The organism is Halobacteriovorax sp. RT-2-4, from assembly GCF_047085445.1.
In the GTDB taxonomy this organism is placed as follows: domain Bacteria; phylum Bdellovibrionota; class Bacteriovoracia; order Bacteriovoracales; family Bacteriovoracaceae; genus Halobacteriovorax_A.
Genome location: NZ_JBKIXY010000002.1, coordinates 503,579 through 530,380 on the forward strand (window position 1 = coordinate 503,579; position 26,802 = coordinate 530,380).

The following is a 26,802-nucleotide window of genomic DNA, read 5'->3' on the forward strand; positions in this document are numbered from 1 at the left end:
TTATTTCAAGATGCTATATTTATGACATAAAAATGTGATAGATTGGCCCACAATTATTTACTTAGATAAGGTTTATTCAGCAATGAGAATCAATAAATACATTAGCCAAAGTGGTATCTGCTCTCGTCGTGAAGTTGACGATTTAATTGAACAACAAGTTGTAAAAATCAACGGTGTTCTGGCAGGAATCGGTGCTACAGTTAATGAAGGAGATATTGTTGAAGTTCGTGGCCAGGTCGTTAAACCAAAGGTTGCTGAAAAAGAAATTATTATTGCTCTAAATAAGCCTCGCGGTATTGTCTCAACAACTGAAAGTAGTGAGAAAGACAATATTGTCGACTACGTTAATCACGTGGAAAGAATCTTTCCTATTGGACGCCTAGACAAGGACTCACAAGGACTCATCTTTCTAACAAATAACGGTGACATCGTTAACAAAATCTTACGTGCTGGAAATAATCACGAAAAAGAGTATGTCGTCACAGTTGATAAACCAATCAATGATAACTTCATTAATGGTATGGGCGCAGGTGTTCCAATTCTAGGAACGATGACGAAGAAATGTAAAGTTGAACAAATGAGTTTAATGGTTTTTAAAATTACTCTTGTTCAGGGGCTAAATCGTCAGATTCGTCGTATGTGTGAATACTTTGGCTACAATGTCACTAAGCTTGATCGTGTTCGTATCATGAATGTAAGTCTTGATGGCCTTGGAGTTGGAGACTGGCGTGAGTTAAATGAGAGAGAAATTGCGACTCTCTACAAGTTAATTGAGGGTTCTTCATCAGAAGATGCAAAAGCTATTAAAAAAGCTCCTGCTAAGAAACCGCAACAGCCACAGAAAAAGAAAAAAAGTAAGTATGACAAACTCTTTAAAGATTTAGATAAGGAGTTTAACTTCAGTGGTAAGACAACAAAACGTGAAGAGAAGCGCAAGCAAAATGCTAAAGGCAAACACCGTCGTCGCTAAACCAAGTGCTTGCCCGCATAAATTACTTAGTAATTCCGTACTCTGCTAAAATTGTATTCTTTAGGTATCGATAGATATCAGACTTCTTTGCAAGTCTCTTTCTAAGAGGTGCTCCAAACTTCTTTGCACTCTTTGACCTTCTAAGCTCTCCAGTACAAAACAATGATTTTTGATCTGCCTCAATAAGTAGATCAGAGATTCTTTCTGGTGCAATCTCAATTTCTTCAAGTCCTTCTTTTTTTAGAACGCGATTTACTCTTCTATTAACCTTAGCAACAAGTTTATCAAACTTCTTTCCACCGCCAATATAACCAGCAAATGACATTTTAGCGGCATTCTTAGCAGCAATAATTTTAGAGCTAATAACACCAAACTTTACGACGTTATATACAAGAACAATACCAATAGCACCAATCCCTGCACCAGCTCCAGTTTGAATTGCTTCAATTGGCTTAATTCCAAAATCATCCATAATCTTTTGGGCCGTTTCAGCGTCAATCGTCTCTGTTAAATCAATATCAAGTAGTTCTAGAATTTTTTCACCGAACTCAGTAATTGGACCACCATCTGCAATACCACCAAGAACAAATCCACCGATTGTCGCAACAATTGGAAGTTGAACTAGCCCTAGTGTAAGCTTCACTGGTTGCATAAGTAGATCTTTTCTAAGCTTCCTAACTCTTTGATGATATTCATCCATACACGTTGTATTTGCGGCGAAGTTATTTTGCGCATAATTCTTCATTTCTCTGTAAGTGTTAATCTTTTCAAACTCAGCTGGTACTTGAGTTTGTGCAACAACAGATGATGCAAAGGCAATAGTAATCATAATCGTTAATAAGCTACGAAACATTTTTCTCTCCGATAAATTTCTCTGTAAATAAATATAGATGACACCAATACTGGCCGGTAAGAAGCTTTGTCAACCGTCTTAAAATGCATAAGAGACAGAATAAGACGTGATTCTTTAGGTTATCTAAAGATTAAAATGATGAATGTGCATGAATACTTATAAGAACTAATAAAACTTAAAAAGAAAAAAAATATATTAAAATGCAGCGTCGAGAAGAAGATCGGCTGTTCCATCCAATAACCTCTCAAGAGCATTAGGTTTCGTCTCTTTGTGAAGAAATGGTCCATCGGAATAAACTGCAGACTCTAGAACAAGGCCAGAAGAAACAAGTTTTGATTCGCCGTTAATAGTTGTTCCACCAATAAAATTGAATCCAACTGCTTCCCCATTCGTAATATCACAAGTAATCCTAGGATTCCTGCGATTTAAAAACATTTGAGTATAATAATTTTCGACCTCAGCATCATCGGCAAAGCAATGTGTACAGCCTTCATAATTTGGTCGTGGAGTATTCACAACCTTATCCAAGGGAATAACACATTTATCTTTTCCATAGGTTTCTATAACGATGACACGCCCACTATCTGCTGAAAGCCTAGTCTTAACAATTTTTTTAATCTTATAAGTCTTACTCTTTTCGCTAGAGGTGCGAATTGTTAATGTATTCATTTCGGTCTCATCAGCAAGACCAAAGAATACAAATTGAAATATGAGAAGTGCTTTAATTAATCTCATACCTACTTATCGTAATAATTATTGCTAAGCTTTAATCAACAATTGCATCAGGAACTGTAACATAGCGAATTCTATGTTGTAGATCTTGAGAGATATTATTTTTAATCCATTTCTTTAGGTCACTTACATTTCTCTGTCTCATATAAGAGAGATCCACAAGAATGTGGATATTGCCTACGGCCTCAAGCTTATGCTTAATACTGTTGCCAGCATTTTCAATATTAAAGCGCCATGAATGAGTTAGAAGTGGAGAAATTGGAGTTTTGACATCCCAGAAGATGCCATTACCATCAACAAACTCCGTTCCCTCAGGACCTCTTTCAATTCCTGCAGCAATAATTCCCCTCTCTTGAGCATAAAGACCACTTACGGCCTCTAGCTGACTCGTCTGAGTTTGCTTAAAGTTATGGTCCGGATCTGATGCGAGAGAATCAAAGTCTTCATGTGAAAGATACTTTGGGTTCACAGATGCTCCCTGCTCTTTAAAGATATGCCATAGCATAATATTCTCTTCAATATTTAAGGGAGAAAGAAAAGTTCGAAGAGCACTTGAACAACTTATTTCAGAAACTGATCTTGAAGTTGAGTAAGAGCTTATTGATCGCTGGCCTTCTTTAATATTAGAAGAATAAAAACCTAGGCCAACAAGGCAAAAAAGAACTATAGATTGAATTGATAGTACAAAGAGCTTTAAACGCATATGAACGTTTATCGACAATCTTTAATAATAGTTGAGCTTATTCTTTAGGTAAAAAGCTAAAATTATCAAGAGCACTCGGGAAACGCTTGATCTTATCTAAATTAGCGACAAGATATTTTGATTCTTTACTAATTTGTAAATCAGCAACCACACCTTTAATTTTACTCACTTGATTTTGTAAATTAGCAAGGCGCTCTCCAGTAAGCTTAGGAGTTGCGATCATTCTTTTATTTAAAGGATTCAGCCATCTACCTCTCGAATCTTTAAATCCAAAATGTAGGTGTGGTCCAGTAACTCTTCCAGTAGCTCCTACTGTTCCAATCACTTCATGAGACCTAACCCATGCACCTACTTTCACATTACGGCGGTGAAGGTGATAGTAAAGTGAAGTTGACCCGTCTCTGTGTCTAATCCCAATCTTATTTCCCGCAAATTCATTGTAAGTAGACATGATTACTTTTCCAGCTGCAACGGCATGAACCCTCTCTCCAGTTCTTCCTCTTAAATCAATTCCTCTGTGCATAGCTCGCTTACCCGTTACAGGGTGCATACGCCAGCCATAGCTTGAACGAATGTGAAGTCTTGGAAGTGGATAGCGAAGCCCAGAATTAATTAAGGCCTGCCCATTTGGTGTATAATGTGCAGTATAAGTCGAACTTTTCTCTTGGTCTTCATAGAAATAAGCTTCATGACTGCCAGCTTTTACTCCACTATAAGAAGTAAAAAGAACTTTCGTTTGAACTGTTTTTTTAGAATGTTTTCTTTCACTAAGAAGAACTCTGTAATTGTCTCCCGCACGAGCATTCATTCTAAAGTTAACCTTGCAAAGTAAAACGTTAACAACTTCATTAACAACTGATCTTTCTAGCCCCATGGCCAAAAGATCATCTTGTAGTGTCGAGCCAGAGTTTAGTTGTCCCTCGATCATACGAGGTTGCCAATACGTATCTAACTCACTTAATGAGTAATCCCACTTACCAGTATCTTCATTTAAAGAAACCAAGTGAGTTTCATAGTCATTTTGAGCAAAAGAAAATTTAATAAGTTTGTTGTATTCGTCGAATGTTGCTTCTAATCGATCCCCTACTTTCAGCTTTGAAAACTCAACTTCATCTCTAAGTTGATTGATTAGATTAAGGGCCTGCTTATTATCGATATTAATATTTTGTAGTGCCTGATATAGACCTTGGCCTCTTTTGATCTCACCCTTCTTAACAATAGTTGTATGAATAAGAGGACTCTTAGGAATCATAGTAGTAGAGCTAGATGCTTCTACATTTTGAGACACATAAACTTGTTGGCAGCCAGTAAGGCCACTTAATAGAATTAAGCTAATAAATAATTTCGACATCTTACTAATAAGCATAGCAAACTTATCGGAATTTACCAAAAAATCTTAACCAACTCTTAACTTAAAAACTCAATAATTTCTAACTGATCTTAGATAATACGGCCTCAATAAATCTTGTCTTCATTTCTTCATAAAGAGCAATATCATTTGAGTGATTTTGTATGAGATTCAACTTTGCATTCTTATACTCAGTCGCAATCATAGGCTCTGCATTTAAATAATCTCTAAAGTCTAAGATATCACTGATACTTTCATCACCTTTTTTAAGAATACGCACACTTGTCAGCACTCTATTGCCTTCAGGTGCTTTACGCTCAAATAAGAAATGTTTTGAATCATTTGAAGTTAGGGAAAATCCTTGGGCCTTGAATTCATTTCGAAACATTTCAATGCCATCAAGAGTATGGACAACACATAGAATATCAAGGGTTGGACGAGCAACAACTTTTGGCATAGCAGTCGAGCCAATATGCTCACAACCCATTAAATTATTTCTCAAAAGCTTTGCCAGAGACTGACTCTCTTTTTCAAATACTTTTAACCAAAAATCATTATATTCTACTAATTCTATCTTATTTTCCATGAAGCGAACTTAGCATAATCATAAAAAGAGTGCGATAGTAAAGTTATGAAAAATCAAAGCGTAAAGAAATTACTATTCATCGTCCTCTCTATCCTATGTTTAAGTCCGTGGGTGTCTTCAGCAACGGCCCTTTTTGCAGGAATCATATTCTCACTATTTATAGGAAATCCATTTCAAGAATGGACTACTAAAGCAGTAAAGAAGTTATTGGCCCTAGCTGTAATTGGTCTAGGAGCGGGAATGGATTTGAATGTAGTGACAAAAGTTGGATTGCAGTCAGTTGGGTTTACGGCACTTAGTATACTGGCAGTATTTGTTGTAGGAACTTTACTAGGAAAACTTTTTAAAACACCGCTAAATACAACACTTTTAATAAACTCCGGAACGGCCATATGTGGAGGTAGTGCAATTGCAGCTGTCGCTCCTGTTATCAAAGCAAAGAATCATGAGGTAACAGTCTCATTGGCCGTGGTATTTACATTAAACGCCGTTGCTCTCTTTGTTTTTCCATGGGTTGGTCACTTATTAAAAATAGATCAGACATCATTTGGACTTTGGTCGGCTTTGGCCATTCACGATACAAGCTCAGTTGTTGGAGCATCACTGAGTTATGGACCACAGGCACTTGAGGTTGGAACAATTGTCAAATTAGTTCGTGCACTTTGGATTATTCCATTAGCACTTATCTTTAGTGTTACAACTGCCATGCAACTTAAAAAGCAAGGTGCATCTGTTCAAACAAAAACAAAGAAGCCTTGGTTTATTTTAGGATTCATCACGGCAGCAGCACTTGTCACTTTTATCCCAGAACTAAAATCACCTGGAATGATGATTTACGCCGGAGCAAAAAAGCTTATGGTTTTAACTCTCTTTTATATCGGTTCGAGTATTACATTAGATCATATTAAAGAGGCAGGAATTAAGCCTATGCTTCAAGGTGTGATACTTTGGTGTTTCACAGCAATCTCAACACTTACTTTAATCATGACTAATATTATATATTTCAAATAAGAAAGGAGATCTATCTTGTAGCTAAGATAATATACTCTTTCTTATGTGATGGAACTTGGCGGCTAATAATATTGTTAAATCCCCAATCATAGAATTGATCTTCAAACGATTCGATATTCTCAATATATTCCATCTTCACAACCTGTACGGTGAAAATAACACCTTTTAGTGTGCGGTTATACTTCTTAGCAAGACGTAAAACCTCTTTGATGGATTGTTTTGGATTTATATTAATATCTGCATGAATCCAACGAACCTCCTCTGGCAGGTCTTCATGAGAAAGGTCTTGAACCGATCTTTTCATATGTGAGAAGTTTTTATTATTAGCTAAACTTGGATCAATTTTTGCAGGATCAATTCCCACAACCTTGCAGCCTTCATTCAAAAGAAACTGTGACGCTCCACCAGGGGCACAACCAAAGTCTAGCCATAAATCACCTTTGAATAATTTAACGGCATAGAGTTTTACAATTTGAGCAAGTTTTAAATATCCTTTAGAAACTGCATTCTCAGGAACATCAACTTCCACCATTGAATTAGGATAGCGAGTACAACCACTTGCAACAGAGTGGGCACCAAACCAAATTTCATCAGGGCCAAGACTAATTAAATCAATAACAGTCTTTCCTTCAGCACTGTAAGCATTCACCTCTCGTCCAAAAGCCGCCTCAGCATCAAAGTCAGTTTCGCATCCAATTGCAAAGCTATGAATCATGAAATTTTCGATATCAAGGCCGCTACTCTTTACATCTTCAACGATCGTCTCCGGTTTCGACTTTCCATAAAAAATCCCACAACGTGTAGCAAAAGTAAGCTGTAGTTGAGAGATGGTTTTTAAGTCATAAACGACACCAGTATTTTTAAATGTAACAAAGCCCTTCTTTGAAAAGCTAAAGGTAAATTCTGGATAGAAGTTTTTAACTTCTTCTTTTAAAAGAATTTCATTACCTGGGTTCGTACAAATAAAAATAAATTGTTGCTGACTCATATGTCTCCTGGACACTTATCGGATGATATACATTTAAAGACCAATCTTATCACATATCTAATTTCATTTATGTATATATTTATACTACTCAATCCAATATTTATTCTTGTTCTCACTGATATTCCTTACCGGCCCAACCTAGTCTTTATTATTTTTAAAAATCTTCCTATGGGATTATTGAAATCAAAGATCGTTTAAACTTTCTTCAAATATACAGAAAATGACACCCCGGCCTTCGTGATTATAACAACTTAAATCATAACCGTTGGCATTTAAGTTGCTCTATAAATCTCATGTTTATAAGACTATTTAGATATTTACTACTAGCGACTTTCTTCGCAACGTCCAGCATTGCCTCTGATATAAGTCTTAATGACCTAATTGAATCCCGTGGTAAAGACCTAGCTTCAGGACAAATCATTGAACTTATGAATGGTGAAAAGGTCGAGTTTATCAAAATCCTTGGTGCTGGAAATACAACAACCATCCATGAAGTAAAATCAGGGAATAATATCTACGCCCTAAGAGTTCCAAAATATCACGGAGCATTTAACACGTTTTCAAAATATTCGAATTATATCGATGCCTTCTATCTAGGACATGCGAGTCTTGAAAGCCAAGGAGTTTCAATTCCTGAGATCTATGCATATGAGAAAGAGAATTACCTACTCGTTGAAAAATTGAATCTCAAAGATTCTTTTGATCTTGATGCATTCTTCTTAAACAAAGAAGCGATAAATCCAGAAGATTTTGCAAAGGCCTTAGATAAACTTCCAGACTTTTTCGAATCGATTGCGGCCTACACATTAGTGAAAGATTTCCACCTCGGTCAACTCGTCTACTCTCCTCATGATGGAAGGTGGATTCTCATGGACTGGACCCACTCACATGAACTATTTAAAGATGGCCAAGACAAGCTTCCATTCACAGTTGATTCGGTAAAAGTTCAAGCTGAAAAATATGAGAAGACATTTAAATTAACTGAGGAGTTTAAAGATCTTTTTAAAAGAATTGAATCACGTATGCAAAATAAACGAAATACTATTTTGGATAATGATAAGCTTTTCCTCGAAAGTCTAAGTTCACTTAGTACAGAAGAATTTATGAGTGCAATTCAAAATCCTCCCAAAGGTTACTCAAATAACCTGACACTAGGGATAATCGATCGTCTCTCATTAATGAACGTACCAAATGAATTACCCGAATATCTTATTGCCAACCATGGAGACTTTAAATACCTCTTGGAGAGATTTCTTGAGCGCACAGACTCAATTGATGATCTTGTGACACTTCTAAATTTAAAAGACAGCCTCGGCATGAAGATTGATTGGAATCTTGAAATGAAAATTCAAAAAATAATCACAAATAGTGACTCCAACACACCAATCAATCTTTATAGGAAGCTTCTTGATCATAACTTTGTTACAAGCTATGCAAAGGCGTGGATAAAGCGCGAACGATTGGACATTGAGACAAGCAATAATTGCGTTGATGTACTTCGCCAACTGGTAAGCAATCCCCTGTGAAAAGGGCGCGGGTACAAATGGAAATTTTAGGTACTTACACGTAATCCCGACCCATTTCACGACAATTATCCATTGAAACTTTAGTAATCTAGCTAATATGGGCCCTCAAATGACTTTTAAAGGCATATATAACTCTTCGTAATCTCGAAAAGTACCCGCGCCCCTTTTAGGAGCGCTCCTTGCTTTTCATTTTACCTAAGAAACCTAAATTGATGACTGTAGACAGGTACATATTTGGGTTTTCGTTCATTCTCTTTTTGAGAAGATCAATCATATACGGAATATGACCCTGAGAAGGATACTTAGCATATACTTCAGAATAATTTTTTTCATTCAAGCGATGACTCCACAAATCTGCAACGTCCACACCAGCCCCATAGTGCAGATATTTAAGTTCGTTACTTTTATTCTCTGCATGCCCTATCGCTCCGTGAAGAAGAATCATTTCATGAATAATATCAAGCTGCCTTGGTGTTAAGATATCCTTACAATGAGCACATGCATCATCTGCACCAACAAGCTCAAAAGTCGTACCAGTACAATCCTTGATTAGCCCCAGATCATGCAGAAGCGATCCAATAAAGAAAACTTCGTTATCAACCTTTTCATCATTTAAACTCATTAAAATCTTTCCAAAGGCGTAACTTCTTATTCCATGATTGAAGAGCGGTCCATCATAGAGCTTATCAGCAAGAGCAATAATATTTTGTACCTTTTCGCTCTTTGGAATACTCCACTCAACGGAATTTATATAGCTCGCACTTCTTCTCGTTAACGCCATCTTGCTACGATAAATAGTTTCTTTTAAGTCATATTTGATTAAGCTCTTGATTACCCCACACTTGTGAGGAGGTTTAATTGTGTTCATAGTAACTCCTTAAGTAAACTATACCTAAGTCTTGACTTAAACTACATTGTCACTTATGACATAAACTATGCAAAATACGACAACATTAAATATTCATATTCTAGATTGTAAAGATTCTTTAAAAAGCACAACACAAAACTTTATCGATTACTTTGAAATACTAAGATATATAAATGATAAGGTTATATTTAATATCACTAACCAAATGAACACAAAAATAACAGCAGGAAAAGTAGCGGACTACCTTATCCTTCCCCCTTGCTACAAGCCTCAAAAGGCCACAAAAGAGGAAGCTAGAATAATAAGTGCCCATATATCATCAGAAAAATCAAAAATAGTAGCATGCTGTGGTGGAGCACTTAAACTAGCATCCACAGGAGCACTTGATAGAAGAAAAGCAACAACACATTGGCTATTTGAAAAGAAGTTAAAAACAGAGTATCCAAAAGTTAATGTCGAGGCCCACAGAACAATCATTGAATCAGGAAAGATTATTACGGCAGGCGGAGTTCTTAGTTACCTTGATGTCATTTGCCTAATAATAAAGAAAGAGCTGGGGAAAAAGACGGCCAGAAAGTATAACGAAATTATCCAAGGGCCAGGGATTCGTGAGTATCAAATACCAAAGCAGAAAAGAGATGGTAACCCTGAGTTAAATAATTTGTTTGCAATATACGACAAGCTAAAAGGCGAAGATATTTCCTTAACAAATATTGCACAAGACATGGGTATGTCACCTCGAGGTTTTCAACGCCATCTTAATGAGAAGTACGGAATAACTTTTCGCGACAGCCTAAAAAAATATCGTCTAAAGAAAGTTCAAGAATATATTCTAAAAAATATTCCTATAAAAGAAATCTCTTTCAGACTTGGTTTTATAGATGATATGAGCTTTAGGCGTTTCTTTAAGAAAGAAATGAAAATGCCAATTTCTCAATACAGAGACCTTCTCTTATTGAACATATAGATTCTGTTCTACCTAAAACATACTTTTTATAATTGTATAAATATTTTTGTAGAAATTTGCACTGAATAAGAAGTCATAAATAGACTTATCAGTATTCTCCATTGAGAAATAGATAATGATTGGTAATATATAAAATATATTCGTACTTATAATCCTTATCGTTTCGAACTGTGCAGATCCATTTTTCTGCAAATACTTTCCCAAAATGTAGTGAAAACTTAAGTAAACAATAACATAGGGCCACACGAAGTTAGCAAATGTCGATAAATAGAAGAAGTTATAAAAACCAATCAAATACAAGATAATTTTCAAAACTTTAATTAGTCGATTACTAATAGACATAAACTTCCTTTTATCAAATAAGAACTGTCACCTTTATTTAGAACTACAGAAGGATTTAACTCTACTGTACTAATCTTCACATCTAGACTTTCGGAAACTTTTTCAGTTATTTGAGATTTACTATAATTACAAACATTCAGAATCTTCAAACTTCTATTTATAATATAAACTGAACCATTGAAATTGGATGTTAACAACATTTCTAATGCTTTGAATTTGAGTCCGGCCTTCACTATTTCAGTTTCACCATTGAATGATACTCCACTATCGTAAAAATGATAAGAAGATACAATGTTCTTAAACACATTACCATTTTCAACAAACAGTTTTTCATTTAAATCAGAAACAGCTAAACCAAAGATGCCTTCAAAAAGAATCTCTATTGATTTAACTGAAAATAACTTATCAGCACCAGTTCCAAAAATGGTTTTTGTTAAATTAACTAATAGCTTAGATGGGATTACATCATCAAAAAAACTTGATAGTTGCCCCTTAAACTGTTTACTAAAAGGAATCGATAATATCACGTCACTCAAACATGAAACGATTCGCGTACCATCTTCAAGAGATGAAGTGTGTATCCCTAAGCGAATGCGGTTGAAATACTCATAACTACATTTAAGCATACCAAGACTTTTTGCAACAACTGGCCCACCTGGAACAGCATGAAGAATAGGATTAGCAATAACAAATATTACATCAATTATCTCTTCAGCTCTTTTTGCATCGTTAATCTGATCGGCCATTTTTAACAGAGAAACAATAATTGAAAGATTTTGATTTTGCTTTAAATCCTCCATTTTAGCATCAGGGTAGATCTTACGAAATCTTGAAATTACTTCTAAAATACGCTCTCTTACGATACCTGTTGAAGTAAGTTCAAAATCTAGTGGAGACTTATCCTCTTCATCTACAGAAATTGGCATTCCCGATTCATCTACAACAAAATCACCATAGCTAGTAAGGATCTTAACTGAAGTAAGTTCACCATCTGTTACCTTTTCAATTGTCACCTTATCCTTTAAAGAACGAATAAATAAATCACGACCTTCAATAGTATAAAGACCCTGAGAGTCCTTCATATTTGTAGCTAGAATATCGAACCACTGACCTAATAATGAAGGAATATTTTCTTTAGAATAAGATTCAAGCGTTTCTAAATTCTCGAAGTTAAGAGATATTGAATTTATTACTAAAGGGGCATATTTATGCTCTTCTTTAACGATCAAAGACTCAACAGTGAGCTCTCTATCGATTCCTAACTCATCTTTTAATTCACTTCGCTCACTAGCATTAACTTCTACCGTCGTTTTTAGAAATTGATTCTTAAAAACTAGTTCCTCAATTGAAATTAGCTCATTTAATACTTGATTATCAGGAGACTTAATCTCTTTTAATTCTTTTGATTTTAAAACTATATCATTACTTATTATTCTGGCACTATCTAATAAAGAAGCTTCTTGTGTCTTAAGGTTTTCAATTTCAAGCGCCATTTTATCAAGATTATTAACTTGATAACGATATGTATGTTGTGAATCATAAACCGAAGAATAACTTGCATATTTCAATGAAAGGGACATAACTTTATCATTGAAATCTTTTGCGAGCTTAGTACCATTATCAGGAAGTAAAATGCTTGGAGCACACCCCAACATCCCACACCTCATAGCATCCTTTAAAGATGCTATTGAGTTTAGTTTCTGCACAGAAGAATAAAGATTATTCCAAGTATTTTCAACACTAGAAATATCCCCAAAACGCTTCTCTATTTCATTCTTTAAGCCTTCGACTTCTATCCTTACATCATCAAACTCTAGGTCTCTCCCATATTCAAGAGCAGCAAGTTCATTTCTAACATTATTTTCTTTTAATTTGATTTCATTATTAATTTTTGTTCTAAACTCTTGTATTTTCTGACTAGAAAATGCTTTAAATTTTGCATATTCATTCTTTGTAAAATTATAATTCTTTAACATATCGTTAAATATTCGGTTTGATCTTCTACGCTTCTCATTTAAATTTTCAATTTGTTTATCTAATTCTTCAATTCGCTTAACCATTGCCCTACGTTTTGTCGTCCACTGGCAAGTATTTGGGTCATGCCCCGGATGATTTTCTCTTCTCTTATAATCTTCTTTACTCCAAACAGCAGAAGCTATGTTCGCATTCGCCTGTCGTATTAGCTTGTCATCTTCATCCAGATTTGATTTAGCATGATCTAGCTTACCTTTTTCATGTCGTACATTAGATTCAAGAGATAATAATTCACCACTATAGTAAAACTTAGTTTCTTCAATAGAAGCTAAAAGTTGCTTCTTAGTTTGAGTAAATTCTTGTCTAACGATATCAATTTCAAGAGAGATTTTATCTTTGCCCTCTTTAAATTGCTTAAGAACACCTTCTAGCTCATTACGATGAGAGCTAAACTCTTTCAATTCAAAATTAACATCATTTACAAAGTTGATGATATAACTGAGTTCCTCTTTTAACTGAGAAACACTAGAATTAATCGTTCGATTAAAACCCTCACTATCAAAACCATCTAAACTGGCCTTAAGCTTTTGATAAGATGCGACTGTTTCAATCTTCTTTAGTTTTATAGCATTTAAAGAATTCTGTGTATTTCTCAAATTCGATTTAAGATCTTCAATTTCTTTTAATGCAAAAGAAAAGTCTTCATCTTCAACTGATTTTAATTTTAGGATATGTGATTTAAAATTAGATACTGATTTTGCAATATATGCATCAACGTTATCATTAACAAATCTGTCAAATAAACGATCGCCGATATAAGAGTCGATACTGTTTAAGTCCTTAGCAACTTGGTCAACAGTTTTAATATCAGCATTTAGATTAGGTGTATTTAATTGTGCTGAATCAACACTAGGTAATTCATTTAAAGTCGCTCCAACCTCTGCAGGATTTGCACGTGGAGTTGTTACGTCTGCTAAGATAACGGCACGGTTTCCGAATTTGTCCACATGTGTGAAATCATACTTTCCTTTCAATTCTTTTAGAATAGAATTTAATAGCTCAGGCTTATACTTTGCAAGTTTAATAACAGCATCAGTACCATCATTATTTTGGATATTGATTAAATCAAGATTGTTCTTTATATAATTTTCGGCATTAGCATTATCAAAATTATCAATTATAAGCATTAATGCTGTATCACCATTTCTATTACGAAGGCTAAGTTTAAGTCCTCTTTTAATCAAAGAATCTACGATTAATGGACGATTTTTGATAATTGCTAGATGTAGGTATGAGTTACCTTCAATATCTTTAATCTTAAGATCTTTTTGTTTCTTAATAATATTTAATAAAATATCATCTGGAGCATCATTTTTAAGCGCAATCTCAAGAAGACTCTCCCCTTTTGGACCACTTATGATATTTGTACGATAATTCGATAATTCTTTATAAGCCTCGAAATTTTTTGTAATAATAAGCTGATAGATAAATCCTGTTTCAAATACATCCAAACCAAGTGATGCAAGATAAGACATTGACCACTTATTAAGAGAATTTGATTTAATCAGAAAATCTAAAACAGAAGTATTATTTATTTTAATATTAATCGTACGGTACTTACTTAGGTACTGCTCAAGTTTTTTTGACTCTCCATTAACAAGAGAACTCTTCAACTCATCTATTTGACTAATTGAAACATCTTGAATTTTTTTATACTCGGCCTTAATAAACTTTTTTATTGATTCATTACTATTCTTTTCTAGATAATAGAAAATATCACGCTGATGCTTATCTTTAACTTTTAGATCAACACCATTTGCCATAAACAGTTCAATTAATTCGAGATCATCAAACTTACTAAGAGCAATCGTTATAGGTGACCTACTAATATAATCTTTTGCATTAACACCTAATTTTCTCGTGATTAAATACTTCGCTACATTTAGTTTTCTTTTATGGAGAGCATAAATTAATGGTGTTTGTCCGGCCCTATCTCTTGAACTACTTGATAGTTCTTCATACTTATGTTTTGCAAGTTTTTCAACACTATCAATATCAATAGCACTTTTAACACTATCAGATATAGCAAGAATATTCAGAGAAAATAAAAATAAAATTAATAATTTACTCATAGAACACCACTTAAGACTTTATTGAGATCCGTGATAGAAGCTATATTATCTTTTAACATTCTTCTTTCACTCTTACTCAAGTGAAAATATTCTTTTTCTAAAGCTGTCTTTACAAGATAGCTAAAATATTCAATATTTTCCTTTTGAGTAACTTGACTCTGATATTCATAGTCATCAAATGTTCTCTCAAACTGGTCATTGAGATTGAATGACTTTGAACTACTTAGTGTTGCACCATTTTCAAGTAATAATCTGATCATCTTCAAGTCTCTTTTATAGACCGCGTAGTCTATTGGAAGCTTTCCTCTAATATCCTTTTCATCGACTCGTGCACCATTTGCGATTAACTTTAATGCTTCACTATAATTTGAACTTCTCACTCTCATCGTCAATAGTGTTTTACCTTGATAAAGAGTATTAATGTCAGCGTTTTTGAAGAGATACTTCTTATCTGAAAAAATCAGCTGTGGACGACATGTCCCTGCGACTTCAATACTCTTTTGATCGAATGATAATTTAAGCGAATCATTACGTGCGCTGATATTGTAGTCCCCATATCTTAATACACGACTAGAAGGTGCAGCTTTTTTATACATACCTTCTGAAATCTCATTTTGAACCTTATCAAAGCTAATATTTAAATCTTTTAAAATTCTAAACTCCTGTCCGAGGTCTAATACATACTTTTTAAAGCCAATATTACTATCACTAAAAACATCACTTACATCATATTTATACTTAGTGAACTGATTTTCAGTTAGAGAATAACTAGTTTGTAACATTCTTGTTTTTGGAAAACGGTATGAAATCAAAATTTCAAGAGACTCAAATGACATCTCTTCTTTAATATAGACACTAATTGTTTTACTGATTCTTTCGGCTTGTTTAAAGAGTTTATATTTGGCATCTTCTACATTTATTAATTTTTCGTTAGCTTCATTAAATCTTAATGTTCCAACACTCGTTACGATTTCTTTAACAGATTCAAATTTATCATTATATTTTATAACAAGATTTAGTTTCATTCCTTCTCTATCATAAGATACAATGACAAACTTATCTTTAGATATCCCAAAAGCAGAAATAAAGTACTGATCCGCTAGATCAAATGAAACAGGAGTAACAGAATTATCTTTAGTATCTAGTACTTGAAAGTTTCCCTTATCTAAAACAAGAATTGCATCAACTACATTTAATTTTGTATAAATGCTATCTTTAGTGAAGTTTATTTCCTTTTCTTCAATACTAATTAAATTCCTATTTCCATTATCTAAAACATACTTCTTTAATGAAAGACCTGTCCCACATTGAGAACCATCATCAAGTACAAAGATATTATTCATACGAACACTCTTAACTTCACAGTCATGACTGTAAGTCATATTTGTATGACTGACCGTTAAGTCTGGAAATAGATCAACCATATCGATAAGATCTTGTGATAAACCTTGATCAACTTCAACTGAGCTCTTAGCATTGATTAACTTATTTTGAATCTTATCGTCTAAGGAATAAACGAACTCTCCATCTGATGAATAATCGATACCATAAAGATAAATATTTCGACAATAATAGCTTGATGTCCCCTGATTCTCTAAAGTATAAACAGATCTGAATAAGTCGCTATTTGCTGGCTTTCCAGTTACAGCAATTGATTTTCCAAAAGAAAGGTTCGAATAGAGAAGAATTAATAAAGATATCATTCTCATTGCATATCCTTATTGATGATAGAGACATCTCCAACTCGGCCAAAAAAGATATAATCGCCACCACCTCTTAAAGATGTTCCGATTCGTCCTGGCTCACCTGGATTACCACCACTTCGTTTCCACAGTCCGCATCTTACAGAGTCACCACCAGAGCCACCTGCTCCACCATTTCCAGGATTGCCAGCAAGTCCCGCGTATTGTCTTACATTTAATCCAAATGGTATTTGTCCTGTTGTAATAAGAGGTAAGTCACTTTGCCATGTGATATTTATTGCACCGACACTTCCAGGGAACCCACCTTGTCCACCATTTCCGCCATGTCCACCGTTGGCACCGCGATTTCTATCACACTCAGCATGGCTACCACCTTGACCGTCTGATCCATTTCCACCATGACCTCCACTTTCTCCAACTAAGACGACATCAAGCTGTCCGAATGAGGCAATATTAATATCTAAATTTAACTCTTTAATTCCACTGATTCCGCTTCGACCATTTTTTCCATCTTTTCCATCACGTCCTTTATCTCCATCACCACTTTTAGCACGCTCATGATTTACACGCTCCCCATCTTTCCCTTTCTCTGCCCTTGGAATTAAATCTTCGAAATACTCTTTTAATCCAACTTCTCCCTTATGACGTACAATATTCACATTGCTTCTTACTGACTGAGCAATATAGCCTTTGCCATGAATATGGAGTTCATCAATAGTTAATTTTGCTATTTTGTTAGAGAGATCTCTTGGAAGGAATAAAACAGACTCGTTGTTTAGAGTAAGTTTTTTGATGTAGAGAGAGTAAACAGAGTCACTTTCTTTCTTAAATTTTTTTAGATTCAAATAGACTGTTTGATTAGGTTTTACAAAAAGCTCTTCTGCAAAAACAAAAGAGCTTAATAAACAAAAAAATATAGTTATAGTTTTAAATTTTCCCATACTGGCGTCAAATGCTTTTGCGTTTCCTTTAGTTGGTCTAGTGCCATTTGTATTTCAAGTGGCGTGTCTCTTAAGTCTTGTCCGTAGTCAAATAGATACTCTTTCAATTCCTTTACTTCATCAATGCTGTCATATCCGAATTTAGCTTTAACCAATTCAACATCACCTTCTAGGTGTGGAACAAATTTTTCAAGTAATGCTCCCGTTGCTCGCATATTATCAATTTCATTAATGAAGTTTCTTTCCTTTACTGCAATATCTTGGCTAATATTGATTAACTTTTGGAAATAGAAGTTTTTCTTATTTTGAAAGACGTTATTTCCAATATCAATGATCATCATATCTTCAATTTCTTTAGCTTCCTTCATTTTTGACTTTTTAAAATCTTTCGCACTCTTTTCAAGATTTTCTAACTTATCAAATTGCTTTTGAAGGTTTTGAGCAAAGATCGATAAAGCACTCTTTACATATTTTGGGTTACCTTCTAAACAGCTATATTCTATAAATGGAGCAAAACCAGAATTATTTGATAGAAATTCATCCATCTGTTTTAGGCTTATATCACAATAATTTTGGGCAAAGCTGTTATTACTAAACAAAGCAAGTAGTATGCCAATTACTATTGTTGTTCTCATTCTAAACTCCTGGAATTACTAGTATTTAACTTTGATATAGTTAAGGTCTTTATCAAAAATGTATATTGATTTATCTTCATGTTTACTTGTTAGACACTCTGGGTGCAGGCCTTTTTTAAAGGCCATTGTATATAAAACGCCATTTTCGATTCTCTTTGAAATCATCCCGGTTTTATAATTCATCTCAACGCACTTGTGGCTTAATCCTGTAATAGGGTTTGATGTAACAAAGGCCCCTTTATCAGTTTCGTTAATTACTTTAAACGAAATTTTATTATAATCCTTGTCTAATTCTTCAATATTAAAATCGATTTTAAAGTTTTCACTAAGAGCATTATCAATATTAATAGACTCAATGATTTCAAATTCTTTTCTAGAAATATTGTCACTTGAAACTTCTCTAACCATCTTCAATTCATTATCAAACCAAAACTCATAGGTTCCATTTTGATCGAGATTTCCGACTCGGCGTGCAGCGAGATACTGAATAGGTGCATCTGAAATATGAGCAACATAGTTTTTAAGGTTTTCACTATCATCCCTTCTCTTCAAGATGATTGTCCCATTTTCTAATGATTTTGAATTCGGTGTACTGTCATAAAAGCTATGACGAAGAATACTTTCAGCTTCAATTACATCGAATACTTCAAGAATAAGTTCTTTGTTAGAGCCTTTTTTTCTAAAGACTGGATTAGTCCCAGAGATATCTAGTTCTTCAATATTAGATAAATCAGAAACACTTAACTGTGCAACAACCTTGGATGTATCACGATTCTTTAAAATTATATTGCCCTCGCTAAATTCACTAACTAGATTTACAGGACTGTAAGATATCGATACATCTTCGTATTTTACTCGCTTCAAAATATCAATATTTTCCAAATTGAATTTGCTTGTATTCGCAACAGAAGAGACTTCTGTAGAGTTACTTTCATGATTTATACGACTATTTGTCTTATCTTTACATGCAATTAAAAGTGAAGGTAAGACTAATGATAAAACGAAAAAATGCTTCATTCTAACTCCTAATAGTTTACTATTGCTTAAAGTTAGCATGAATAAATTTTAGTTTGTGTGTTACATGATTATTTACACAGGGTGAATAATGATTAATCAATATACTTCATTTTCTCTATCCAAGACCTCGTCTTGTTTTCATCGAAATTGCGTACAGGCCCTACCAAAACCGTTCTCTTAGTATTTATCCCTGAAAAGCTAAGAATTAAACTTTTAAGCAGCTTTGGCCCTAAATTCCCTTGAACATACTTGTAGTAAAATGGTGGCGTATCCATTGTCGTAACAATTGTCGCAGTCTTACCACTCAGAAGTTTTGTTTGAAAGCTCTGCCCTGGCTCAAACTTAAAGGCAAATCCTGGCAAGAAAACACGATCAAAGAAACCCTTTAATTTGGAAGGTAGACTCCCCCACCATGTTGGGTAGAAGATAGCGATATGACTGGCCTCTTGTATTGATGCCTGTGCAGAAATAAGCACATCTTCAAGAGGAACTATTTCTTTATATCCTTTGTCTAAAATAGGATTGAATTCAATTTCAGATAGATCAATTAAGCTCACACGATTTCCCTTGGCCTCCTGTGCCTCAAGATAAGACTTAGCAAGAGAATATGTGAGAGATGTTGAATCAGAATGACCTTGGATAACTAATATATTTTTCATATGCTCCTCAGATGTTAACACTTGTTTACATAATATAAGTTAACACTTGTTTACTTTCAAGACAAAAGAAGGCAAAATGAAGAAATGAGAAAAAAATCGGATACTTATCATCATGGCGCACTTAAAGAATCAATCCTATTGAATGCAAGTCAAATCATTGCAGAGAATGGAAGTGTCGATTTCTCAATCAGAGATATTAGCAATGCTTGCAAAGTATCTCCTGCTGCAATTTATAAGCACTTTAAATCAAGAAATGAAATTGCAGTGAAACTTGCTCTTCAAGGAGTTAGTCTTCTTAAAGAAGAGTTTGATCTTATTTCAAACTCAAAGTCCCCTGGCCTTTTGAAATACTGTAAAGCTTATATTAATTTTGCAAAAGAAAACGAGGGACACTTTAGGGCCATTTATTTTAAGAAAATTTGTTCAATGGATGAGTTTCAAGAAGTTGAAAGCATTACAGATCAACTCTATGCATACCTTTTAGAATCAATCGATACAAAGACATCGCTTAAGAAAGATGATTATAAAATAAAGAAAATACTCGCCTGTATCCACGGCGTTTCGTTTCTTATCATAGATAATTGTGCAGAATTTTCTGAAAAGGAAATTGATAAAATCCTGAAAGATGTCATCTAAGCCGATAGCTATATTATATTTCAAATTTAAGTTGATCTAAGAAGGCATGAAAGAAAGCAAGCCTTCTCATTCCTTCTTCTTTTCCTGCTTGCGTGTTAAGACGATCATTTAGTTTTAATAACTTTTTTTCAAAATGATCTAGAGAATAGCTCTTGTCATCTAAAGTGCGCTCTTGAGCCCAAGGATCCTCGAGATGATAATACTTAGACTTCATCTTAGTTCCACAACTGGCCCATCTCATCACTCCGATTGCACCCATTGCATCGAGCTTGTCCGCATCTTGTAAGATTTCAGATTCTATAGAGCTGGCCTTTAAGTTGGCACTATAAGAATGCTCTAAGATAACTTGTGCAATATGCTCTACTTCATTATCAGTATAATTATATTCACTAAGTAAGGACTTAGCCTTTTGTGCAGCAAGAGAGCTGGCCTTACTACGATGTTCACTATTTTTAGGAATATTAATAATATCGTGTAAATAGGCCGAAGTATTTAAGACTCTTAAATTGACTTCCTGGCCATGAGAAAGTTTTTCACATAAATTTGCAACTCTAATAACATGAGACCAGTCGTGACTCGGATCATCGTGGTCATAGTATGACCTAATCTTATCTAGCAATTCTTTTTTAAACATCTAAGACTCTCCCATCAAATACTATCGAGAAACGGAAAATCACTTCCCTCTTTGATACAATCGATAAGATAAAGAGCAAGTCCCATCTCTCCTGTAAAAAGAGTAGCACGGCCATTTCTTTGAGTTAGTGCATGCATGGCAAATGAACGAGCGCGATCAAGCCATTTCTTATCACCAGTTCTTTTATAGAGTTGTAAGAAAGCATAACCATTTCCATCTGTTCCATGACAAAGAGAAACCCCTTTATTAAGTGGCCCAGCTTGCCAGATAACCTCAGCTGATTTTAAAAGGCAGTCATCAACAAATTCATCGCGAGGATAATTTACAAGTGAAGTCACTACCCCAGGAGCTCCATGACACCATTGTGTTAACTGCTTTATTTTCGGCATTGGTGGATAGACAACTTCATAATTCATCATCACACCTTCTTCCTTACTAACAGCTTTCATAACTTTTTTAACGTGAGCAAGGAGATAATCCCTATCACCTTGAGAGAGAAGATTAATCTCTTTTAAGATTCCAAAAATATTTCCAAAGTAGCCATGGCCTGCTCCAATATAGCGAACCTTCTTGCCATACATATCTTGTTCCCAAACAAGCTCACCTTTGGCCTCTTCTTCTTTCAGTTTTTTAATTAAAAAATCGACATTTTTTAGGAAAAGTTTCGCCCAACGCTCTTCTTTTGTTTCTCGATAAAGAAAAGAAGCTGCAAGCATAGTTCCAGGAGCACCCCATAGGGCTTCAATAGTTGCATTTTCGATATTAGACTCAACTAACTCAAATATTTTATCTTGAGTCACTTTTGCAGGAGAAAACTGGTTTTGAACGAGAAGTATCCCGACTTCTCCAAGAAAAAGAGAAGGAACTACATTTTCAGTATCTGGGCGACGAAGATAGTCCTCATGAATTTGATTTAATAATTCTACTTTATTGAAAGGGAGCTCACGATTAAGAAATCCTGAAACTTTATTCAACGCCCAAACAGTACCTGCAGCGCCATAATAAATCGTCTTATTACTTTCGATTTGCGCATCTTCATTCTTGTCTGCAATCCAATACTTTTTAGCATCAAAATTTCTCAGAGTGTCATTAAAGATTAACTCAATAACTTCGTTTACTTTCTCTAAATTCCATCCAGTATCGATCAAAGTTTCGTGCTTTGTTGGTTCAAACAACATAATTATCCCTATCACTGTATTATTAGGATAATTTTAACATTGTATTCAAAAAAAATCGTCTGCCAAAGGCCGACATCTGATATTTTATATCGTAGAATCTCACTAAATATTGAATCAATTACGGAGTTCCTTATGGAAGTAAATATAAAAGAAAGACTAACGCAAATCGTAAATAATATGCCGACAGACTGGCTGCGCTTAACGACACACAGACTTGATATCTATAATGAGTCACTTGCCAAAGTTGAATTTCTTCAAAAACTAGAAGCTGGAGTTGAGCTAGAAGAACTTCCAACTGCATATGATTATATTCGTCTTGGTCATCCACTTTCATGTGTTCTTGAGTGGGCCATTGCAAAAGAAGCGGGACTAAATGCTGAAAGTGTTATTTCATTTTCATCTGAAATAATGCCAATCCTCGCCGTTCTTCGCGCAAATAAGTTTCTAGGAAAGCGCACTCTAATCGTTAGTGAAAGGCCATTATCAGAATTATTTCAATCAGTTTATCAGTACGACTTTATTCAATCACAACAACTGGATAAGGATTTTGACGGTACTACAATTGTAATCGATGGAAGTGAAAAAGCTGATATCAATGTTGCTCGTTATCCAAAGCTAGGAAGTATCATAACTGTAAATAGTAATGATGAAGCATATATTAAAGAGATTCAACACGTAAGACGTCGTGAATCGATTGCCATGACTCCGCAAAACTGTCTTACAGTTATTAAGGCAATGCTTGGAGAAAGTCCAAGTGAGATGAATACTGTTGATACAACAGAGCTAACAAAAACAATTCAAGATATCACAAACTCTAAGACACAAGTTGCATTTAGTAACTGCGGTCTATCCGCACAATATGCAATCATGATGGGACAAGTGCACTTTGCTAATGTAAACCATCCTGGAAAAGATATTAAGTTCATTGTACCGCCGAATTGTTACGGTGGAACAAATGACCAAGCAAGACGTGTAGCTGCTTGTATTGATAACGTCGAAATTATTGACCTTCCAGTTGATAGTGGAAAAGATATGGTAACAGAACTTGAGCGTATTCTAACAGACGTTGCTCATGCGGATGGTGTTCCATATATTATTGGTGAGATTCCAACTAACCCACGTGTTGAAATCCCAGACTTAATTAAACTGCGTGAAACTCTTAAGAAGCCAAGATTTACTGATGATGGAGCAACTGCAGTTGGTGCAGTTTTCAATCTCGATCAAACTTTTTGCCCAAATGTAAAATTCTTTGGGGATCACGGCTACCTAAATGACGTGAAAGTTATTTCATATGTAAGTGGATCAAAATTTCCAAGTGGTGGCCTTTGTACTGCAGGCTATGCAGTTGCAAGTGATAGTGCTGCTGAGTATATGAGCTATATTGAAAATCATCTGAAACTTTGTGATAACGTAGCAACTAATCTACAACTTCAAATTTTAACTCGTGAAATGCCAGGTATGAATGAAAGGATCGCTAAGGCCTATGCAAATACACGTGGGCTTGTTGACTATATTCAGAAACATCTTCCAAAGGCAAAGATCAATTTTGTTTCGCATGAACTTGCAGATGCAACTTTTACTCCTTCTGTTTTCTCACTAGACCTTCCAGCGACTAGTGAAGAGCATAAACGTGAACTTAACCACAAACTTATCCGAATGATGATTGAAGCAATCCCTGAAGAAAGTAAGCATTGTGTAAGCTACGGCCAATTAAAAGGCTGTTACTGGACAGTTCCTGCAACTTCAACTCAAGGGACGACAAAAGAGAGCGACAAAGACTATATCGTTCGCGTCTCTGTTGCTGCTGACTTTGATCTAAAAAAACACCAGGAAGTCTTTAAGAGATTTGTAAAAGAAGCTTACTAATAGTACGCGCCTAGCGCGTACTTCTCCTATAAGGCATCCTTCAATAACTTTTGAAAATTTGCACACTCAAAATGATCTTTTTCCTTACAATTATTCAAGTGTTCTAGGCTATTCTTCATTTTCTTTAGTTTTTCAATCTGCTCATCAATTTCATTAATCTTCTTTGTAAAAAGTGATCGTCTAACTTTAAACTTTCCGTTAGCTGTAAGCATTGAGGAAATCTCCTCTAGACTTAGGCCACAAGATTGTGCCAATGAAATAAATGAGAGATTATGAATAACACCCTTTGGAAACACTCGCTTTAGGCCATGCCTACCTATCGACTTTATTAGACCAATCTTCTCGTAATAACGAATCTTAGATGAAGCAAGAGATGTAACTTTTGATAATTCACTTATATCCATATTAATCCTTGATAACACTACTTGACTTGAAGTTAACTTTAACTTGTAGAGTGAATATAACAAAGGAATATTTTATGAAAATTATAATACTAGGAATTCTCGCTACTTTATTTATGGATTTATGGGCATATATGATGAAAATTACCTTTAATATTAAAGGACTTGATTACAAGCTCGTTGGCCGTTGGGCATATTATATAACCCAAGGTACTTTTTTCCACCAAACAATTATTCAAACAAAGCCTGCTCCAAATGAATCACTCATTGGTTGGAGTATTCACTATTTAATCGGAATATTTTTTGCAATTGTCTTAATTATAATTTTCGGAAGTGATTGGCTTCTTGCCCCTCAATTAATTCCTGCTCTTATCGTTGGTTTAATTACATTACTGGCACCTTTTTATATCATGCAACCAGCATTTGGATTTGGTGTCGCAGCATCTCTAACCCCGGCTCCTTTTCAGACACGAGTAAAGAGCATTATGGCACATACCTCATATGGAGTAGGTTTATACTTAGCAGGACTTACTTTATCTCTTTAAAAATTTAAGGAAGCTTAAAAGCAAGAGCAGACACACTTTCAGGATATTTTCAACAGAACGAATTTCGCACCTATCCTAGTTTAATTATTACTTAGAATAGGTGCGAATGTATTAAAATTCTCTTTCACAACCAACTTCTCGAGCACCAGAGAAACTAACTTTGTTACTAGTAACCTCTTCAGAGCCTTCAATTACGTATTGTGTTTCCAGTACAAATCGAGAGTAATTTGCACGTTCTTCAAAGCGAACTTCAAACATTAAATTTTTTAGATTAACGACTTCAACCTTATCTGTTTCATGAGGTTGGCCAAATAGTGGATTAGTACGTGTCACAGTAATATTCTCAATATTTCGACAACTGATTAGAAGCCTATCTTCACTGAAACGACATTTAGACTTATCTAGACTAAAGCTTGTAAGAGCTCGAGCTTCCCAGTGATTAAAAAGCTTAAAGACTGTTGCACCTGTTAGACTAATATTTAGACTATTTTCAGTTTCAAGAACTGACATCTTATTATAAGCGAAACTCGAGTCGCGACAATCAAGGTCACTATGAATAACGCCTGCTTGAGTAGTTGCTGCAATTAATAGACCTAATAATAACTTCTTCATCTCTCTCTCCTTGGTTAGGTTCTAGAGAGAATCTATAATTCATATTAAAATAAATAAAATGATTATTATTAATCACGGCAATAAGATTATTTTATACCTAGAGATTATGATTTCAATGAAGTATAAGAGAAAATTAAAAAAAGTAGCACTAAGTTTTTAAAACTTAATGCTACCTACTACTCTTTTTCCCCACTTATCATAACCATCCATGTTCTTCTCTTCATCTTGTAAGCATCAAAAAATACTCCCCCTAAATGAAGTAGAGACAGGAAAATAAGAATATTAGAAAATACTTCGTGAATATCCTCTAATAAGTCATTTCCAAAGAATCGATCAAGTCCCATTAGAAATCCCGTCGTGGCCAATCCTATGATTGCTGTCCACATCAGCCAATAAACATACTTGGCCTTTGGATTATAATGAGTGATTGGATTCTTCTTATGAATTAATAATCTTAGCAAGACGAATGAGACCGCAATGTAGCCGAGATAACGGTGAGCTTGCTTACCTTCTTCAAGAATAAAAGCATTGAGGATGACCGCAATGGCCACCCCCCAATGTAAGACTCTAAAAATAAGTGGGAGTCTTATCTCACCCATTAATGCATCTCTTTCTTAACGATCGATCCATCAATTGGACTAAAGTAAATTTCAACTTTATTTTGCTCTTTATCCCATCCGTAAATCTCGTAGCAATTTCCCTCGGTTACTTTAAATTTATTAATTTTGTAACCTTCGGCAACTAACTTTGCTTGAAAATCTTCTTCATTTTGCCATTTACTCTTATCTTCAGTTGTACACTGAGTTTTCTTTGACGAGCATGAAACAAGAGTTAAACCAACTGTTGCTAATAGTAATAATTTTTTCATCTAATACTCCTTTCTAGATTGATATTAATGAAAACATAACTATATAAACCAATAATATATCGGCATATAGAAGACGTTTTCGGATTAAATTGAATTTAAATTTTTGA

26 protein-coding genes are annotated in these 26,802 nt (G+C 34.7%); 7 read left to right on the forward strand and 19 right to left on the reverse strand.

Annotated elements, in window-relative coordinates; translation table 11 throughout:
- Positions 1-82: 82 nt before the first annotated feature.
- On the forward strand, positions 83-970 hold the full coding sequence (gene rluF, locus ACMAYL_RS12835) for a 23S rRNA pseudouridine(2604) synthase RluF (protein ID WP_412471179.1): 888 nt from the start codon (positions 83-85) through the stop codon (positions 968-970).
- Positions 971-992: 22 nt separating this feature from the next.
- Here rluF and ACMAYL_RS12840 read toward each other — a convergent pair whose 3' ends face one another.
- The 5 genes from ACMAYL_RS12840 to ACMAYL_RS12860 form a co-directional block, all read right to left on the reverse strand.
- The gene (locus ACMAYL_RS12840) at positions 993-1,823 is read right to left on the reverse strand and encodes a hypothetical protein (RefSeq protein WP_412471180.1); all 831 of its coding nucleotides are present in this window, start codon (positions 1,821-1,823) and stop codon (positions 993-995) included.
- Positions 1,824-2,018: 195 nt separating this feature from the next.
- Entirely contained in the window at positions 2,019-2,558 is a 540-nt protein-coding gene (locus ACMAYL_RS12845) for a hypothetical protein (RefSeq protein ID WP_412470221.1), read from the reverse strand.
- Between the two features lie 31 nt (positions 2,559-2,589).
- Positions 2,590-3,258: a hypothetical protein gene (locus tag ACMAYL_RS12850; RefSeq protein WP_103218295.1), complete on the reverse strand. Its 669-nt coding sequence runs from the start codon at positions 3,256-3,258 to the stop codon at positions 2,590-2,592.
- A gap of 37 nt (positions 3,259-3,295) precedes the next feature.
- Entirely contained in the window at positions 3,296-4,624 is a 1,329-nt protein-coding gene (locus ACMAYL_RS12855) for a M23 family metallopeptidase (protein ID WP_392992859.1), read from the reverse strand.
- A 64-nt stretch (positions 4,625-4,688) separates the two neighbouring features.
- Positions 4,689-5,192: a GrpB family protein gene (locus ACMAYL_RS12860; RefSeq protein WP_392992862.1), complete on the reverse strand. Its 504-nt coding sequence runs from the start codon at positions 5,190-5,192 to the stop codon at positions 4,689-4,691.
- A 45-nt stretch (positions 5,193-5,237) separates the two neighbouring features.
- Between ACMAYL_RS12860 and ACMAYL_RS12865 the strand changes: the two genes are divergently transcribed.
- On the forward strand, positions 5,238-6,203 hold the full coding sequence (locus ACMAYL_RS12865; RefSeq protein ID WP_412471181.1) for a YeiH family protein: 966 nt from the start codon (positions 5,238-5,240) through the stop codon (positions 6,201-6,203).
- A 10-nt stretch (positions 6,204-6,213) separates the two neighbouring features.
- Here the strand turns inward: ACMAYL_RS12865 and ACMAYL_RS12870 are convergent, their stop codons facing one another.
- Positions 6,214-7,191, reverse strand: coding sequence for an SAM-dependent methyltransferase (locus ACMAYL_RS12870; protein WP_412471182.1), 978 nt, complete (start codon positions 7,189-7,191; stop codon positions 6,214-6,216).
- Between the two features lie 293 nt (positions 7,192-7,484).
- Here ACMAYL_RS12870 and ACMAYL_RS12875 point away from each other — a divergent pair, with 293 nt between their 5' ends.
- Positions 7,485-8,717, forward strand: coding sequence for a hypothetical protein (locus tag ACMAYL_RS12875; RefSeq protein ID WP_412471183.1), 1,233 nt, complete (start codon positions 7,485-7,487; stop codon positions 8,715-8,717).
- Between the two features lie 166 nt (positions 8,718-8,883).
- Here ACMAYL_RS12875 and ACMAYL_RS12880 read toward each other — a convergent pair whose 3' ends face one another.
- Positions 8,884-9,585, reverse strand: a complete 702-nt coding sequence (locus ACMAYL_RS12880) for a hypothetical protein (RefSeq protein ID WP_103218301.1) — start codon at positions 9,583-9,585, stop codon at positions 8,884-8,886.
- Between the two features lie 67 nt (positions 9,586-9,652).
- Here ACMAYL_RS12880 and ACMAYL_RS12885 point away from each other — a divergent pair, with 67 nt between their 5' ends.
- The gene (locus ACMAYL_RS12885; RefSeq protein ID WP_412463280.1) at positions 9,653-10,552 is read left to right on the forward strand and encodes a helix-turn-helix domain-containing protein; all 900 of its coding nucleotides are present in this window, start codon (positions 9,653-9,655) and stop codon (positions 10,550-10,552) included.
- Positions 10,553-10,872: 320 nt separating this feature from the next.
- Here the strand turns inward: ACMAYL_RS12885 and ACMAYL_RS12890 are convergent, their stop codons facing one another.
- The 6 genes from ACMAYL_RS12890 to ACMAYL_RS12915 all read right to left on the reverse strand — a co-directional run bounded on the left by ACMAYL_RS12890 (position 10,873) and on the right by ACMAYL_RS12915 (position 19,955).
- Positions 10,873-15,000 (reverse strand): hypothetical protein, encoded by a 4,128-nt coding sequence (locus ACMAYL_RS12890; protein ID WP_412471184.1) that lies wholly within the window; start codon positions 14,998-15,000, stop codon positions 10,873-10,875.
- Positions 14,997-16,709 (reverse strand): ankyrin repeat domain-containing protein, encoded by a 1,713-nt coding sequence (locus ACMAYL_RS12895; protein WP_412471185.1) that lies wholly within the window; start codon positions 16,707-16,709, stop codon positions 14,997-14,999. The genes ACMAYL_RS12890 and ACMAYL_RS12895 overlap by 4 nt, the downstream gene beginning before the upstream one ends.
- The gene (locus ACMAYL_RS12900) at positions 16,706-17,548 is read right to left on the reverse strand and encodes a hypothetical protein (RefSeq protein ID WP_412471186.1); all 843 of its coding nucleotides are present in this window, start codon (positions 17,546-17,548) and stop codon (positions 16,706-16,708) included. The genes ACMAYL_RS12895 and ACMAYL_RS12900 overlap by 4 nt, the downstream gene beginning before the upstream one ends.
- Positions 17,549-17,622: 74 nt before the next feature.
- The gene (locus ACMAYL_RS12905) at positions 17,623-18,279 is read right to left on the reverse strand and encodes a hypothetical protein (RefSeq protein WP_103218307.1); all 657 of its coding nucleotides are present in this window, start codon (positions 18,277-18,279) and stop codon (positions 17,623-17,625) included.
- An 18-nt stretch (positions 18,280-18,297) separates the two neighbouring features.
- Entirely contained in the window at positions 18,298-19,296 is a 999-nt protein-coding gene (locus ACMAYL_RS12910; protein WP_412463283.1) for a hypothetical protein, read from the reverse strand.
- 92 nt (positions 19,297-19,388) lie between these two features.
- Complete coding sequence (locus ACMAYL_RS12915) at positions 19,389-19,955, reverse strand: NAD(P)H-dependent oxidoreductase (protein WP_412471187.1); 567 nt, start codon at positions 19,953-19,955, stop codon at positions 19,389-19,391.
- Between the two features lie 84 nt (positions 19,956-20,039).
- Here ACMAYL_RS12915 and ACMAYL_RS12920 point away from each other — a divergent pair, with 84 nt between their 5' ends.
- Entirely contained in the window at positions 20,040-20,591 is a 552-nt protein-coding gene (locus ACMAYL_RS12920) for a TetR/AcrR family transcriptional regulator (RefSeq protein WP_412463285.1), read from the forward strand.
- Positions 20,592-20,604: 13 nt separating this feature from the next.
- On the opposite strand, the gene ACMAYL_RS12925 is transcribed toward ACMAYL_RS12920, so the two are convergent.
- Together ACMAYL_RS12925 and ACMAYL_RS12930 are read right to left on the reverse strand one after the other, a co-directional pair.
- Positions 20,605-21,225, reverse strand: a complete 621-nt coding sequence (locus tag ACMAYL_RS12925) for an HD domain-containing protein (protein ID WP_412471188.1) — start codon at positions 21,223-21,225, stop codon at positions 20,605-20,607.
- 14 nt (positions 21,226-21,239) lie between these two features.
- Positions 21,240-22,403 (reverse strand): lanthionine synthetase C family protein, encoded by a 1,164-nt coding sequence (locus tag ACMAYL_RS12930; RefSeq protein ID WP_412471189.1) that lies wholly within the window; start codon positions 22,401-22,403, stop codon positions 21,240-21,242.
- Positions 22,404-22,535: 132 nt separating this feature from the next.
- Here ACMAYL_RS12930 and ACMAYL_RS12935 point away from each other — a divergent pair, with 132 nt between their 5' ends.
- Positions 22,536-24,269 (forward strand): cystathionine beta-synthase, encoded by a 1,734-nt coding sequence (locus ACMAYL_RS12935; protein ID WP_412471190.1) that lies wholly within the window; start codon positions 22,536-22,538, stop codon positions 24,267-24,269.
- A 26-nt stretch (positions 24,270-24,295) separates the two neighbouring features.
- On the opposite strand, the gene ACMAYL_RS12940 is transcribed toward ACMAYL_RS12935, so the two are convergent.
- Positions 24,296-24,673, reverse strand: a complete 378-nt coding sequence (locus tag ACMAYL_RS12940) for a MerR family DNA-binding protein (RefSeq protein WP_392992900.1) — start codon at positions 24,671-24,673, stop codon at positions 24,296-24,298.
- 74 nt (positions 24,674-24,747) lie between these two features.
- Here ACMAYL_RS12940 and ACMAYL_RS12945 point away from each other — a divergent pair, with 74 nt between their 5' ends.
- Complete coding sequence (locus tag ACMAYL_RS12945) at positions 24,748-25,215, forward strand: DUF2938 domain-containing protein (protein WP_392992903.1); 468 nt, start codon at positions 24,748-24,750, stop codon at positions 25,213-25,215.
- A 111-nt stretch (positions 25,216-25,326) separates the two neighbouring features.
- Here ACMAYL_RS12945 and ACMAYL_RS12950 read toward each other — a convergent pair whose 3' ends face one another.
- The 3 genes from ACMAYL_RS12950 to ACMAYL_RS12960 all read right to left on the reverse strand — a co-directional run bounded on the left by ACMAYL_RS12950 (position 25,327) and on the right by ACMAYL_RS12960 (position 26,695).
- On the reverse strand, positions 25,327-25,827 hold the full coding sequence (locus ACMAYL_RS12950) for a hypothetical protein (RefSeq protein ID WP_412463289.1): 501 nt from the start codon (positions 25,825-25,827) through the stop codon (positions 25,327-25,329).
- 176 nt (positions 25,828-26,003) lie between these two features.
- Positions 26,004-26,426: a cytochrome b/b6 domain-containing protein gene (locus tag ACMAYL_RS12955; protein ID WP_103218317.1), complete on the reverse strand. Its 423-nt coding sequence runs from the start codon at positions 26,424-26,426 to the stop codon at positions 26,004-26,006.
- Positions 26,426-26,695 carry a PepSY domain-containing protein gene (locus tag ACMAYL_RS12960; RefSeq protein ID WP_103218318.1) on the reverse strand — a complete coding sequence of 90 codons (270 nt, stop codon included), beginning with the start codon at positions 26,693-26,695 and terminating at the stop codon, positions 26,426-26,428. Before ACMAYL_RS12960 ends, ACMAYL_RS12955 begins: the two co-directional genes overlap by 1 nt.
- Positions 26,696-26,802 lie beyond the last annotated feature (107 nt).